The sequence below is a fragment of the Streptomyces sp. NPDC032721 genome, from assembly GCF_055579625.1.
This window is the reverse complement of the sequence record NZ_JBVIMX010000007.1, coordinates 22,336-35,544: the sequence shown is the minus strand read 5'-3', so window position 1 is coordinate 35,544 and position 13,209 is coordinate 22,336. Positions and strand designations below refer to the sequence as shown.

The 13,209-nt window shown below is 71.1% G+C and carries 12 protein-coding genes; 9 read left to right on the top strand and 3 right to left on the bottom strand.

All coding sequences use genetic code 11. From position 1 onward, the window contains the following. The first annotated feature begins 41 nt into the window (after positions 1 to 41). Positions 42 to 1,214, top strand: coding sequence for an imidazolonepropionase (gene hutI / locus ACZ5PB_RS16235; protein ID WP_468691620.1), 1,173 nt, complete (start codon positions 42 to 44; stop codon positions 1,212 to 1,214). Between the two features lie 120 nt (positions 1,215 to 1,334). Here hutI and ACZ5PB_RS16230 read toward each other — a convergent pair whose 3' ends face one another. Continuing rightward, on the bottom strand, positions 1,335 to 2,318 hold the full coding sequence (locus ACZ5PB_RS16230) for an RNA polymerase sigma factor SigF (RefSeq protein ID WP_468691618.1): 984 nt from the start codon (positions 2,316 to 2,318) through the stop codon (positions 1,335 to 1,337). A gap of 330 nt (positions 2,319 to 2,648) precedes the next feature. Between ACZ5PB_RS16230 and ACZ5PB_RS16225 the strand changes: the two genes are divergently transcribed. From ACZ5PB_RS16225 to ACZ5PB_RS16200, 6 genes are all read left to right on the top strand, one after another. Next, positions 2,649 to 3,017 carry an STAS domain-containing protein gene (locus ACZ5PB_RS16225; RefSeq protein ID WP_468691616.1) on the top strand — a complete coding sequence of 123 codons (369 nt, stop codon included), beginning with the start codon at positions 2,649 to 2,651 and terminating at the stop codon, positions 3,015 to 3,017. Between the two features lie 146 nt (positions 3,018 to 3,163). After that, the gene (locus ACZ5PB_RS16220; protein ID WP_468691614.1) at positions 3,164 to 3,886 is read left to right on the top strand and encodes an ATP-binding protein; all 723 of its coding nucleotides are present in this window, start codon (positions 3,164 to 3,166) and stop codon (positions 3,884 to 3,886) included. Positions 3,887 to 4,062: 176 nt separating this feature from the next. Further along, complete coding sequence (locus tag ACZ5PB_RS16215) at positions 4,063 to 4,791, top strand: peptidase (RefSeq protein ID WP_468691613.1); 729 nt, start codon at positions 4,063 to 4,065, stop codon at positions 4,789 to 4,791. A 21-nt stretch (positions 4,792 to 4,812) separates the two neighbouring features. Further along, on the top strand, positions 4,813 to 5,697 hold the full coding sequence (locus ACZ5PB_RS16210) for a COG1470 family protein (protein WP_468691611.1): 885 nt from the start codon (positions 4,813 to 4,815) through the stop codon (positions 5,695 to 5,697). Further along, a complete protein-coding gene (locus ACZ5PB_RS16205; protein ID WP_468691609.1) occupies positions 5,687 to 6,898 on the top strand; it encodes a hypothetical protein in 1,212 nt (403 codons plus the stop codon). Before ACZ5PB_RS16210 ends, ACZ5PB_RS16205 begins: the two co-directional genes overlap by 11 nt. Positions 6,899 to 6,912: 14 nt before the next feature. Beyond that, the gene (locus ACZ5PB_RS16200; protein WP_468691607.1) at positions 6,913 to 8,307 is read left to right on the top strand and encodes a hypothetical protein; all 1,395 of its coding nucleotides are present in this window, start codon (positions 6,913 to 6,915) and stop codon (positions 8,305 to 8,307) included. A gap of 84 nt (positions 8,308 to 8,391) precedes the next feature. Here the strand turns inward: ACZ5PB_RS16200 and ACZ5PB_RS16195 are convergent, their stop codons facing one another. Continuing rightward, positions 8,392 to 9,912 (bottom strand): peptide MFS transporter, encoded by a 1,521-nt coding sequence (locus ACZ5PB_RS16195; protein WP_468691605.1) that lies wholly within the window; start codon positions 9,910 to 9,912, stop codon positions 8,392 to 8,394. A 435-nt stretch (positions 9,913 to 10,347) separates the two neighbouring features. Here ACZ5PB_RS16195 and ACZ5PB_RS16190 point away from each other — a divergent pair, with 435 nt between their 5' ends. Then, the gene (locus ACZ5PB_RS16190) at positions 10,348 to 11,025 is read left to right on the top strand and encodes a response regulator transcription factor (RefSeq protein ID WP_468691603.1); all 678 of its coding nucleotides are present in this window, start codon (positions 10,348 to 10,350) and stop codon (positions 11,023 to 11,025) included. A gap of 223 nt (positions 11,026 to 11,248) precedes the next feature. Next, positions 11,249 to 12,526: an ATP-binding protein gene (locus tag ACZ5PB_RS16185; protein ID WP_468691602.1), complete on the top strand. Its 1,278-nt coding sequence runs from the start codon at positions 11,249 to 11,251 to the stop codon at positions 12,524 to 12,526. Here the strand turns inward: ACZ5PB_RS16185 and ACZ5PB_RS16180 are convergent. Further along, positions 12,519 to 13,073 carry a GtrA family protein gene (locus ACZ5PB_RS16180; RefSeq protein ID WP_468691600.1) on the bottom strand — a complete coding sequence of 185 codons (555 nt, stop codon included), beginning with the start codon at positions 13,071 to 13,073 and terminating at the stop codon, positions 12,519 to 12,521. The two genes, ACZ5PB_RS16185 and ACZ5PB_RS16180, sit on opposite strands and share 8 nt — an antisense overlap. Between the last annotated feature and the right edge of the window lie 136 nt (positions 13,074 to 13,209).

The following is a 13,209-nucleotide window of genomic DNA, read 5'->3' as shown; positions in this document are numbered from 1 at the left end:
TCCGCCCGCCCCGAACCTCCCCACCCCCACCAGGAGCGACCATGACCACCACCCTCCTCACCCACATCGGCAGCCTCGTCACCAACGACCCCTCCCTCGGCGCGGGCGGCCCCCTCGGCCTGGTCGAGGACGCGGCCGTCGTCATCGACGGCGACCGGGTCGCCTGGGTCGGCGAGGCGGCCCACGCGCCCGACGCGGACACCAGGGTCGACGCGGGCGGCCGGGCCGTCGTCCCGGGGTTCGTCGACTCGCACTCGCACCTCGTCTTCGGCGGCGACCGCACGGCCGAGTTCAACGCCCGGATGTCCGGCCGGCCGTACCAGGCGGGCGGGATCAGGACCACCGTCGCCGCCACCCGCGCGGCCGACGACAAGGCGCTCGGCGACAACGTGGCCCGCTACCTGGCCGAGGCCCTCCGCCAGGGCACCACCACCCTGGAGACCAAGTCCGGGTACGGGTTGACCGTCGAGGACGAGGCGCGGGCGCTGCGCATCGCGGCCGAGCACACCGACGAGGTGACGTACCTCGGCGCGCACATCGTGTCCCCCGACTACGCCGACGACCCCGCCGGGTACGTCGACCTGGTCACCGGCGAGATGCTCGACGCCTGCGCCCCGTACGCCCGCTGGATCGACGTGTTCTGCGAGAAGGGGGCGTTCGACGGGGACCAGGCCCGGACGATCCTCACCGCGGGCAAGGCCAGGGGGCTGCATCCGCGCATCCACGCCAACCAGCTCTCCTACGGGCCCGGGGTCCAGCTCGCCGTGGAGGTGGACGCCGCGTCCGCCGACCACTGCACCCACCTCACGGACGCCGACGTGGACGCGCTCGCCCACAGCGCGACCGTGGCGACGCTGCTGCCCGGCGCCGAGTTCTCCACCCGGGCCCAGTGGCCGGACGCGCGGCGGCTGCTCGACGCCGGGGCGACCGTCGCGCTGTCGACGGACTGCAACCCGGGGTCGTCGTTCACGTCCTCGATGCCGTTCTGCATCGCACTCGCGGTACGGGACATGGGCATGACCCCCGACGAGGCGATCTGGTCCGCCACGGCGGGCGGCGCACGGGCCCTGAGGCGTACGGACATCGGACGTATCGCGCCCGGAGCGCGCGCCGACCTCGCGCTGCTCGACGCCCCCAGCCACGTACACCTGGCCTACCGGCCGGGCGTTCCGCTGGTGTCGGAAGTCTGGCGGAGCGGCGTGCGTACGGTGTGAACCGCTGGGTAGGCGGAGCTCCGTACAACGCGGTATCAACGCGGTGAAGGACTGCCCCGGATACGGCCTGGGGCAGCCCTTCACATACGGCGGTGACAACGGCGACAGCCGGGGAAGGAGTCACTCCTCCACGGTCAGGCCCTTGCGGAGCTTGACCAGCGTGCGCGACAGCAGGCGCGAGACGTGCATCTGCGAGATGCCCAGCTCGTCGCCGATCTCCGACTGCGTCATGTTGGCGACGAAGCGCAGCGAGAGGATCTGGCGGTCGCGGGTCGGGAGCCCGGCGATCAGCGGCTTGAGCGACTCGACGTACTCGATGCCCTCGATGCCGTGGTCCTCGTAGCCGATGCGGTCGGCCAGCGCGCCCTCGGAGTCGTCCTCCTCGGGCTGGGCGTCCAGCGAGCTCGCCGTGTAGGCGTTGCTCGCGGCCATGCCCTCGACGACCTCTTCCTTGCTGATGTCCAGGCGCTCGGCCAGCTCCGCGACGGTCGGGGAGCGGTCCAGCTGCTGGGCCAGCTCGTCACCGGCCTTCGCCAGGTCCAGGCGGAGTTCCTGGAGGCGGCGCGGGACGCGCACCGACCACGAGGTGTCGCGGAAGAAGCGCTTGATCTCGCCGATGATCGTCGGCATCGCGAAGGTCGGGAACTCGACGCCGCGGCTGAGCTCGAAGCGGTCGATCGCCTTGATCAGGCCGATCGTGCCGACCTGGATGATGTCCTCCATCGGTTCGCTGCGGGTGCGGAACCGGGAGGCGGCGAACTTGACCAGGGCGAGGTTCAGCTCGACCAGGGTGTTGCGGACGTACGCGTGCTCGTGCGTTCCCTCTTCGAGGGATTCGAGGCGCTCGAAGAGCGTCTTCGACAGGGCCCTGGCATCCAGCGGCCCCACCTCGTCGTACGGCGGAATCTCAGGGAGGCCGGTGAGGCCGGGAGGCCGCTCCGACTGCTCCGACAGCTCCGTCTGCGTGGCTGCGGTCCTCTGCTGAGGTACGCGGCCGGCGGCGCCGGTTCCGGTCTCGATCTGCTCGGGCGGGGGTGTCGACGCCGCGACCTGTTTGGAGTGGGTACGCGTTTCGTCGAGCCGGGGTGACATGGTCTCCTCCATCGTTCTCGGCATATGGCTGCCGATGCCGATACGTGTTTCCTGCGGTGAAGCGGCGCCTCCAAAGCCGGTGGTGGGCGGGCGGTGGTCGGATCTGTCTCTACTAGGCCTACCCGCTCGCCGCACGGACGTGCAAGTGCCTTATGTCCGAATAAGCCCAGTTCAGGGCGTTGTTCGACTACCCGTGCGTGTGAAGAAGGCGTAGTCTTCTGCTGCTGTCGAGGGCATTCCTCGCTGCCTTGACGCGTCCCTGAGGTGCGGCTACGGGTGGCGGGGGGCAGGCCCGGGGCAGCACTTGTACACACAGAATCACGACGGCGAAATGGGACGGGCATGGACCGCGGGACGGTCGGCAGCGCGAACCGGGGCCGGCTTCAGGTCGAAGTGCGGACCGAGGGCCTCAGTGAAATCGTGACGCCGGCAGGTGAGCTGGATCACCACACGGCCGAACTGCTCAGGGAACCCCTGGAGCAGGCGGTCGAGGGCGGGCGGACACGCCTCGTCATCGACTGCTCACTGCTCGAATTCTGCGACTCCACCGGGCTGAACGTGCTGCTCGGCGCCCGCCTCAAGGCGGAGGCGGCCGGCGGTGCGGTCCATCTGGTGGGCATGCAGCCCGTGGTCGCCAGGGTCTTCGAGATCACCGGGGCGGAAGCGGTCTTCACCGTCCACGACACGCTCGAAACCGCCCTCCGCGACTGACCCCCTCCTCCTCCCGGTGCGCATCCCGCGCACACGCGCGTGTCGCGACCCGTACCGAATAGTGGGTGTTCTCACGGATCGGTCGGGCAGGAGGAAACTCAGACCCTGCAAACGACGACTTGGTGAATCGGTGAGGTGAAACGCTGATGAGCACCACCCGGCAGCATCCGCCGGGCGACCTCGGCCCCGAGCCGGACGGCATCATCTCCGCCTCCGCCTCCGCCTCCGACGAGCCCCCGTCGGTGTCCGCCGCGCCCCAGACCCGTACCGCCCCGGCGGCCGGGGCGGAGGTCGGCTTCGTGGCGGACGAGGGTGCGGGTGGAAGCGCGGGTACGAGTACGGCGGGTACGAGTGCGAGTGAGGCTGTCGGCGCCGTTTCCGGCGGCGAGCACCCGGTGCTCGCCGCCGCCCGGGCCGCGGGCCAGATCCGCTCCCTCCCGTTGAACGGTGCCAGCGGCATCGTCCCGCTCGCCCGCGACTTCACCCGGCAGGCGCTGTACGACTGGGGCTGGCTGCCCGCGTCCACCGCCGACCGCCGTGCCGCCGCCGAGGACGTCCTGCTCGTCGTCTCCGAGCTCGTCACCAACGCGTGCCTGCACGCCGAGGGTCCCGACAGCCTGCGCGTCGCCAGCGACGGCAAAGTACTCCGCCTGGAGGTCACCGACCGCAGCGGCGGCGAACCCGCGCCGCGCACCCCGCACCGGGCGGGCCGGCCCGGCGGGCACGGCATGTTCATCGTGCAGCGGCTCTGCCTGGACTGGGGGGTCCTCAGGGCGCCACAGGACGAAGGTGCAGGTGCCGGTACGGACACGGACGCCGCTGAGGTTGTCGGCAAGACGGTCTGGGCGGAACTCGCCGCACCCGCTTAGCAGTTGGTGTTGAGGCTGTTGTGAGAGAGCACGTCGATACGGCGTGCTCTTTGTCTTCCCCTCCCAAGGTCCCCGGCGTACCTTGAGCGCCCAATCTGATGCGCCGTCAGTAACTTGGCCGGTCATGCCCGGCCCCGTTGCCCCGGCGGCGCTCCGGCGCACGAGGGGATCACAAGGTGTCGTACCAGAAGCGGACAACTCTCGCACTGGCGGCGGCGGTTGCGGGCTCGGTGGTGCTGCTCACCGCCCCCGCCGCCCAGGCCGACGTCGTCGACGTCAACTACCAGTGCAAGACCCCGATCGGGAACAAGGGTGCGGTCTCCCCGATCGACATCAAGGCGGTCAAGGGCGGCAGCGGCTACACCCTCACCATGTCCTTCCAGAAGGGGGTCTCCTCCAGCCCCATCGAGCTCGGCAAGGGCGCGATGAAGCCGAGCGCGGTCATCAAGCTGGGCGGCGCCGAGAGCGGCACCGTCGCGGTCGCCGGACCCACCAACTCCGAGGCCCTGCCCGCCAATACGCCCATCAAGATCAGTGACCTGTCGGGCACCTACACCCCGAAGAAGAGCGGCAAGGTCACCTTCACCGCCTCGATCCTCACCATCAAGGCCATGGGCACCACCACCACCTGTACTCCCTCCAACAGCCCCAAGCCCTCGCTGGAGCTCGACGTGAAGGGCTCCGGCGGCGGATCGGGCGGGGGCGACGGCGGCTCCGACGCGTCCGGCGGCACATCGCAGAGCGGGCCCTCCGGCAGCGGCGAGCTCCCGAGGACCGGACCGCTGGACTCCGCCGCCGCGCTCGGCGCGCTCGGCGGCACCGTACTGCTGTCCGGCGCGGCCGGTGTGCTCTGGCTGACCAGGCGCAACCAGCGCGCCGGGCACACCCAGCGGTCCGCGGGCTGAGCCGGTCCGCCCCTGATGCGTGTGCGCCGCCGCCGAGACCGCCGCCGGGCCCCGCTCCGTACCGCGGCAACCCTCCTGGGGTTACTGCTGCTGTACGGAGCCGGACCCGTGCCCGCCGCCCTGGCGGCCGCCGACCCCTGGACGGCGGGCCCTGCCTCCGGCGGCGGCACCCGGCCCGACCGGGACGGACGGCCCTACTTCTACCTCCAGGGCGCACCCGGCACGGTCTTCGCCGACAAGCTCTCCGTCACCAACCCCGGCCACGAGACCGCCACCGTGCAGCTGCGCACCGAGGACGCCGAGGGCGCCTGGATCGCCCTGGCGTCGGCACGCGTGAAGGTGCCGCCGCGCACCCGGGCGGACGTCCCCTTCACGGTGACCGTCCCCGCCGCCGCACCGCCGGGCGACCACCCCGGGGCCATCGTGGCCTCGGCGGCGGACGGCCGCGAACAGCGCGTCGCCGTCCAACTCCGAGTCAGCGGGCCCACGTTGGCCGCGCTCTCGGTGGAGGACGTCGAGATCGGCGAGGACGGCATCCGGTACGCCCTGGTCAACCGGGGCAACACGACGCTCGCCCCGCGCGTCGCCGTCCGCGCCGAGGGCGTCTTCGGCGAACTGCTGCGCCGCGACCCCCGTCCGGTACGGGAGCTGGACCCCGGCCGCCGCGTCGAACTCGCCGAGCCCTGGCCGGACGGCGACGCCCCCGCCCTCGACCGGGCCGACGCCAGGCTCACCGTCACCGCGGGCGGCGGCATCCACGAGGAGGCCACGGCCACCGCGCACTTCGTGGGAACGGGACCCCTGCTCGGCACGGCGGCGGCGGTGCTGCTCGTGGGGGCGGGCGGGGCGCTGTGGATCGTACGACGCAGGAGGGGTGGCGAGGAGGGTGAACCGAATGAGGGCTAGCCGACAGCGCATCGCGGCTGTACTGACAACGGCGTTACTCCTTCTGGGAGTTGGCGGCATCGCGCCCGTGCTCGCCGTGCCCGGCGGGGATGCGGTCGCGGTCGAGGCGGCGGCCGAGCCCGTCGTCACGCTCTCCAAGGGAGAGGCGGGCAAGGGTGGTGACATCACGGTCAAGGGCACCGGCTGGCGGGCCGGTGCCCTGCTCATGCTGCTGATCTGCGGCGAGTCCTCGCCCGCCACCGGCGTGCTCGGCGGCACCAACTCCTGCGCCAACGCCGAAGGCCGCGCCGTCACCACCGACGCCAAGGGCGGCTTCAGCCGCAAGCTGGCGGTCGCCGAACCGCCCAAACCGTGCCCGTGCGTCGTCCATGTGGCGACGGTGACCGGCCAACAGGCAGCCGTGGACGCCGAGTTCAGGGTGGCGGGGCACCCCGTCGCACCGCTGCCGAAGCCCGCGCCGAACGCCGGGCGGCTCGCGGTCACCGACCCTACGGTACGGCTCGAAGGGGCGGGCTCCCTGCTCACCTGGTTCGGCGCCCCGCAGGCCCGCAGGATCGTCGTCCGGTTCGGCAACCTCGGCTCCGCCCCCGTCACCGACCCCCTCTTCCAAGTGGGCACCTCCCACGGCGTGTTCGCGCCCGTCTGGGAGGAACGCCAGTGGCGCGGCACGATCGCCCCCGGCAAACAGGCCGAGGTCGCGCTCGACGTCCAGCTCCCGGCGGGCGCCCACGGCGACTACCTGGTCTCGGTGAAGTACGGCACCAAGGTCCTCGCCGCCCAGCCGTGGGGCGTGGACCGGCCGTGGGGCGTGGTCCTGTTCTGGGTGCTGCTGGGGATCGTGGTGCCGGCGGGAGTGTTCCGGATCGGCATGGCGGTGGTGGACCGGGTACGGCCGGGCTCGAACGGGGCCCGAGCCGGGGCCGGGCGCCGCTCGCCCCGCCGGGAGGCCCGCCATCGCACCGTACGACGGGACGAGGCCGATCCGCGCCCGGTCGCGGGCGTTCCGGCGACGGCGGCCACGGCTGAGGCGGCCGCTGCTGCGGCGACCACCACCGCCACCCCCCTGCCCTGGTTCACCCCGGACACCAGCCCCGGGGCGACGACCACGCAACTGCCCACCCAACTGCCCACGCACGCACAGGTTTCCGCACCGAAACCGCACGAGAACACCGACCCCCCTACGTCGAGAGGCAATTCGTGAACACGCAACGGAGGATGGGCGCGGCAGGGACCGCGCTGATGCTCGCAGGTGCGGGAATCCTGCTGGGCGCCGGGCCCGCGCAGGCCGCCGAGGTGTCGTACAGGACGGAGTGCATCCCTCCGCCCATCTCCGGTCTCCCCGCGGTCCAGGGCACCACCAAGGTGTCGCTGACCGCGCCCGCCACCGCGAAGGTCGGCGACGAGATCGAGGTGGTCCTCAAGACGGTCGAGGCCGCGTCCAAGAACCCGGACGTCCTCAACCTCGACAAGGACACCGTCAAGCCGACCGGCACTATCAAGATCGGCGGCGCGGCGACCGGCGAGCTGAAGATGGAGGGCCCCCGCCAGAACCCGCCCATCCCCAAGAACAGCCCCATGGTCCTGCCCGACATGAAGGGCAAGCTCAAGCTGGAGAAGGCGGGCGAGATCACGCTCACCCCCGGCGCGTACAACATCAATGTCAGCAAGCCGATGTCCACCGACACCAAGTGCACGCCCAAGGAAGAGGTGAAGCCCGCCGCGACCATCAAGGTCACGGACGGCGGCGGCGGAACCACCGGCGGCACGACGGCGGGCGGCACCACGGCCGGAGGTACGACCGCCGGAGGGACGACGGCCGGTGGCACCACCGCGGGCGGTACGACGACCACGGGCGGCTCCGCTGCGGGCGGCAGCGACTCCGGCGGGTCCGACTCCGGCGGGTCCGCCACCGGTGGCGGCGGCGACGGCGGCAAGACCGACTTCCCCGGCAAGGAGGTCGCGGTCGAGTACGCCTGCAAGTCCCCGGGCCCGGCGAGCATCAAGACCAGGATCACGGTCGGTGCGAAGAAGGACGGCGGCAGCTACAGCCTCACCGTCGCCACCGCCAAGGGCGTCATGAACAGCCCCGCCGCCCTCCCGGCCGGTGCTCTCAAGCCCTCCATGCAGCTCACCCTGGGCGGCGCGGACAAGGGCAGCGCGAACGTCGCGGGCCCCGGCAACAAGGACCCCCTGGAGCAGGGCAAGCCGGTCGACCTCCCCGAGATGACCGGCACCTACAAGCCCGGCGCCAGCGGCAGGACGACCCTCGCCCCCGGCACCCTCAACATCGACGTCTCCCTCGGCGGCCAGAAGATCGCCATCCCCTGCACCGTCAACGGCGCGGCCCCCGTCTCGCTGGAACTCGACACCTCGGCCCAGCCGGGCGGCGCGAGCGGCGGCAGCACGACGGGCTCCGCGGGCGGCGGCGACTCCGGCGCGGGCGGCACGGGCGGCACGGGCGGTGCTGCGGGCGGCGACCTCGCCGACACCGGTGCCGAGGACAACGACGCCCTCCAGGCACTCGCCCTGGTGGCCGGCACCGTCATCCTCCTCGGCGGCGCCGTCTTCACCTTCACCCCTTGGCGGCGCCTGCGCGGCGGCTCGCGCTAGTACGACGAAGGGCCCGCCGCACCGAACCGGTGCGACGGGCCCTCCCGTACGTTCAGCCGCGTACGGCCGGGGACGGGAACGCGATCAGTGGATCTCGCCCATCATCGTCTGGACCTTCTTGCGGTACGACCAGACCGCGAAGCCCGCGAGCACCGCGAGCGAGGCCTCCGCCGCGATGATGCCGAGCCCGTTCAGGCTCACACCGCCCAGCGACAGCAGACCGGTGAGGCAGTCGCCCGCCGTGACGGCGAGGAACCAGACACCCATCATCTGCGAGGCGTACTTCTGCGGGGCCATCTTCGTGGTGACCGAGAGGCCGACCGGGGAGAGGCACAGCTCACCGATGGTCTGGATCATGTAGATCGAGACGAGCCACATCGGGGAGACCTTGTCGCCGCCGCCCGCCATGTTCATCGGGACGATGAAGACGAAGAACGAGGCGCCGACCAGGACGATGCCCATCGCGAACTTCACGATGGTGTTCGGCTCCTGGTTCTTGCGCGCCAGCCACAGCCACAGCCAGGCGAAGACCGGAGCCAGCGCCATCACGTACAGCGGGTTGAGCGACTGGTACCAGGTGGCCGGGAAGCCCAGGCCGAAGACGGTCGACTCGGTCTTGGAGGAGGCGAACAGGGCGAGCGTGGAGCCGCCCTGGTCGTAGATCATCCAGAAGACGGCGGCCGCGACGAAGAACCAGATGTACGCGCTCATCTTGGACTGCTCGGGAGCGGTCAGCTGCTTGTCGCGCTTGATGCGCGTCAGCACGGCGACCGGGATCAGCAGACCGGCGAGGGTGATCGGGACGAGCGCCCAGTTCAGCGTGAAGACGCCGATGGAGACGATGACCGCGTAGAAGACCACGACGGCGGCGGCGATGCCACCGGCCTTCAGCAGCAGGCCCTTGCGCTCGTCGGCGCTCAGCGGGTTCGGGACCACGCTGGACTTCGGGCTCATGCTCTTGCCGCCGAGCAGGAACTGGACCAGGCCCAGACCCATGCCGACCGCGGCGAGGAGGAAGCCGAAGTGCCAGTTGACCTTCTCGCCGACCGTACCGACCACGAACGGGGCGATGAACGCACCGAGGTTGATGCCGATGTAGAAGAGCGTGAAGCCACCGTCACGGCGCGGGTCGTTCGGCCCGTCGTAGAGGTGGCCGACCATCGTCGAGATGTTGGCCTTGAGCAGACCCGAGCCGACCGCGACCAGGATCAGACCCGCGAAGAACGCGATCTGGCCGGGCAGCGCCAGGCAGAGGTGACCCGCCATGATCACGCACGCGGCGACGGTGACGGTCTTGCGGGCGCCCCAGACACGGTCGCCGAACCAGCCGCCGGGCATGGCCATGAGGTAGACCATCGCGACGTAGACGGAGTAGATGGCGGTGGCCGTGGCCATCGTCATCGCAAGGCCGCCGCCCTGGCTGCCGGTGGCGGCGTCGGCGCCGCCGGAGACCAGGTAGAGCACCAAGAGTGCGCGCATGCCGTAGTAGGAGAAACGCTCCCACATCTCGGTCATGAACAGTGTGGCCAGTCCGCGGGGGTGGCCGAAGAAGGCGGTGTCCCCGGCAACTGCCCCGGGGGTTTCCTTCGTCAGGCTGGACGCCATGGTCGATCCTTGCTTGCTCGGGACGCGTCCGCGTGAGGTCACGGGGTACGCGCCCGGTGGGGGGCGGCCGGCACCGGTGCGGGGTACCGCACCGGGATCCACGCCCCGCGAAACGCATCGTCGCGCGCGGGGCCCGGCCCATAGGTCATTCACTGGCGTGCGGACCGGCGATTACCACTGCCGAACCACACAAAAAGAGACCCTCAGCAGTCATTGCTGCCAAAGGCCCCCGAATACTGCAACAAACGTGCTCGCCACCTTACGACACGACAGTGCGGCATATGGAAGGACTTGAGAGATGGATCACAGGTGACAATGGAACCAACTCAGCACATTCAAAGGTCCTGCACAGGAATGAGTGCTTGAGTCGCAGGCGCTCTGCCGTCCTTGTTGATCATGCTTGGCCCGCCCGCCGCGCCGACTAACATTCCCTGCATGACCCGTGTACTGCTCGCCGAGGACGACGCATCCATTTCGGAGCCACTGGCCCGCGCACTGCGTCGGGAGGGTTACGAGGTCGAGGTCCGCGAGGACGGACCGACCGCCCTGGACGCCGGGCTTCAGGGAGGCATCGACCTCGTCGTGCTCGACCTGGGACTCCCCGGCATGGACGGCCTGGAGGTCGCCCGCCGACTGCGCGCCGACGGCCTCACCGTGCCGATCCTGGTGCTCACCGCGCGCGCCGACGAGGTGGACACCGTCGTCGGGCTCGACGCCGGAGCCGACGACTACGTCACCAAGCCCTTCCGCCTCGCCGAACTCCTCGCCCGCGTACGGGCCCTGCTGCGGCGCGGCTCCACCGAGCCGACCCCGGCCCCGGCCACCCACGGCGTACGGATCGACGTCGAGTCGCACCGCGCCTGGATGGGCGAGGAGGAACTCCAGCTCACGGCCAAGGAGTTCGACCTCCTCCGCGTACTGGTCAGGGACGCGGGCCGGGTCGTCACCCGCGACCAGCTGATGCGCGAGGTCTGGGACACCACCTGGTGGTCCTCCACCAAGACCCTCGACATGCACATCTCCTGGCTCCGCAAGAAGCTCGGCGACGACGCCGCCAACCCCCGCTACATCGCCACGGTCCGAGGCGTAGGCTTCCGCTTCGAAAAAAGCTAACCCCCTCGTGCGGCGGAGCCGCACCCGTTGCCCCGCCCCCTTGCGCGGCGGGGCCGCACGCCGAGCCCCCTTGGGCGGCGGGGCCGCCCCCCGGGGGCGGAACGGGCGGGCAAGGGGGCGGCCCCCGCCGGAGCCGAACCCCCCGACCCCGCCCCACCCCCGCCACGGCCCCACCCCCACAACAAGTGGCTCACCCCAGACCCCCACCATGCATGCTTGACCCATGCGCCGCCGCCTGATCAACTCCACCCTCGCCGTAGTCCTGGTAGTGATCGCCGTCTTCGGCGTATCCCTGGTCATCGTCGAGACCCGCACCATCAGCAACAGCGCCCAGGAGTCCGTCGACTCCGAAGCCCTCCGCCTGGTCAGCGTCGTAGAGAGCCGCCTGGGCGGCGACGGCGCCGGCGACGTCAGCCGCGAAGTCCTGGTCAAGCAGATCGGCGACCACCGCTACGCCCGCATCGAGATCCCCGGCCGCGCCCCCATCGAGATCGGCACCCGCCCCACCGACGGCGTCATCGAGAGCCGCGCCACCGGCGGCCGCGGCGAGTCCGTCACCGTCCAGGAGTCCCGCTCCACCGTCACCCGCGAGGTCGGCCGCACCCTCCTGATCATCGGCGCGGTCGCACTCCTCGCCGTCGTGGCGGCCGTACTCCTCGCCGTACGACAGGCGAACCGCCTCGCCTCCCCCCTCACCGACCTCGCCGAAACCGCCGAACGCCTCGGCTCCGGCGACCCCCGCCCCCGCCACAAGAGGTACGGCGTCCCCGAGCTCGACCGGGTCGCCGACGTACTCGACTCCTCCGCCGAACGCATCGGCCGCATGCTCACCGCCGAGCGCCGCCTCGCCGCCGACGCCTCGCACCAGCTCCGTACCCCCCTCACCGCACTCTCCATGCGGCTGGAGGAGATCACGCTCACCGACGAGCTGGAGACGGTCAAGGAGGAGGCGACCATCGCCCTCACCCAGGTCGAGCGCCTCACCGACGTCGTGGAACGCCTCCTCACCAACTCCCGCGACCCGCGCACCGGATCGGCCGTCGCCTTCGACCTCGACGAGGTGCTCAAGCAGCAGATCGAGGAGTGGCGGCCCGCCTACCGCAGCGCCGGGCGGGCGATCGTACGGTCGGGAAAGAAGAACCTGCGCGCCGTCGGCACCCCCGGCGCCGTGGCCCAGGTGCTCGCCGCACTCATCGAGAACTCCCTCATGCACGGCGGCGGCACCGTCGCCCTGCGCTCCCGGGTCACCGGCAACCAGGCCGTCATCGAGGTCACGGACGAGGGCCCGGGCGTCCCGGTCGAGCTCGGCGCCCGCATCTTCGAGCGCACCATCAGCGGCCGCAACTCCACCGGCATCGGCCTCGCCGTCGCCCGTGACCTCGCCGAGGCGGACGGCGGCCGGCTGGAACTGCTCCAGCAGAAACCCGCGATCTTCGCCCTCTTCCTGAGCACCGTGGTGCCGGACAGCAGGTCGGAGACGGAGACGAAAACAGTCAGGTGAGCCGACTGGGCACCGGAGCGGACCCGGACCCGGACCCGGACTCGGACCCGGACCCGGACTCGGACGCCGACTTCGTCGCGGCCTCCGCCTGCTCGACCGCGGCCTTGGCCGGCAGCGCCCGGAACACCCACGTCCGGTACGACCAGAACCGGAACAGGGTCGCCACCCCGATCCCGAACACCTTGAAGAAGTTGTTCTGCAGCGGGGTGTTCCAGTCGAACCAGTACGTCGCCGCGTACAGCACCCCGGTCTCGATGACCGCGCCGATCACGCTGAACAGCAGGAAGAGCGTCATCTCCCTGGCCCGCCCGCTCTTGTCGCGCTCGCGGTAGGTGAAGTACCGGAAGCCGACGTAGTTGAAGAGGATCGCGATCCCCGTCGCGATCAGGCCGGCCCGCACCAACGGGAGGTCGGTGGTGCGCCACAGCAGGTTGGACGCGGCAATGTTGACCAGCAGCCCGAGCCCCCCGACCGCTCCGAACTTGGCGACCTCGCGTGCGAGCTGCTCCAGCCGGGTGCGCAGCGTCGTTCCGCCAGGCTCGCTCATGATGTCCGTCGACCCCGTTCGGTTGATGTCGTCAACCCAGCCATGCTAACGGTCACCCTCCCGGCCGAGCGGGGAGACGTGCGCCCTCCGCTTGTGGAACGGGTCTCGCCCGGACACTGCGGCCGGATCCCGTCAC

Coding starts and splice junctions, on each gene's coding strand:
- hutI (WP_468691620.1), top strand. CDS start 42: ATGACCACCACCCTCCTCACCCACATCGGCAGCCTCGTCACCAACGAC.
- ACZ5PB_RS16230 (WP_468691618.1), bottom strand. CDS start 2,318: ATGGAGGAGACCATGTCACCCCGGCTCGACGAAACGCGTACCCACTCC.
- ACZ5PB_RS16225 (WP_468691616.1), top strand. CDS start 2,649: ATGGACCGCGGGACGGTCGGCAGCGCGAACCGGGGCCGGCTTCAGGTC.
- ACZ5PB_RS16220 (WP_468691614.1), top strand. CDS start 3,164: ATGAGCACCACCCGGCAGCATCCGCCGGGCGACCTCGGCCCCGAGCCG.
- ACZ5PB_RS16205 (WP_468691609.1), top strand. CDS start 5,687: ATGAGGGCTAGCCGACAGCGCATCGCGGCTGTACTGACAACGGCGTTA.
- ACZ5PB_RS16200 (WP_468691607.1), top strand. CDS start 6,913: ATGGGCGCGGCAGGGACCGCGCTGATGCTCGCAGGTGCGGGAATCCTG.
- ACZ5PB_RS16195 (WP_468691605.1), bottom strand. CDS start 9,912: ATGGCGTCCAGCCTGACGAAGGAAACCCCCGGGGCAGTTGCCGGGGAC.
- ACZ5PB_RS16190 (WP_468691603.1), top strand. CDS start 10,348: ATGACCCGTGTACTGCTCGCCGAGGACGACGCATCCATTTCGGAGCCA.
- ACZ5PB_RS16185 (WP_468691602.1), top strand. CDS start 11,249: ATGCGCCGCCGCCTGATCAACTCCACCCTCGCCGTAGTCCTGGTAGTG.
- ACZ5PB_RS16180 (WP_468691600.1), bottom strand. CDS start 13,073: ATGAGCGAGCCTGGCGGAACGACGCTGCGCACCCGGCTGGAGCAGCTC.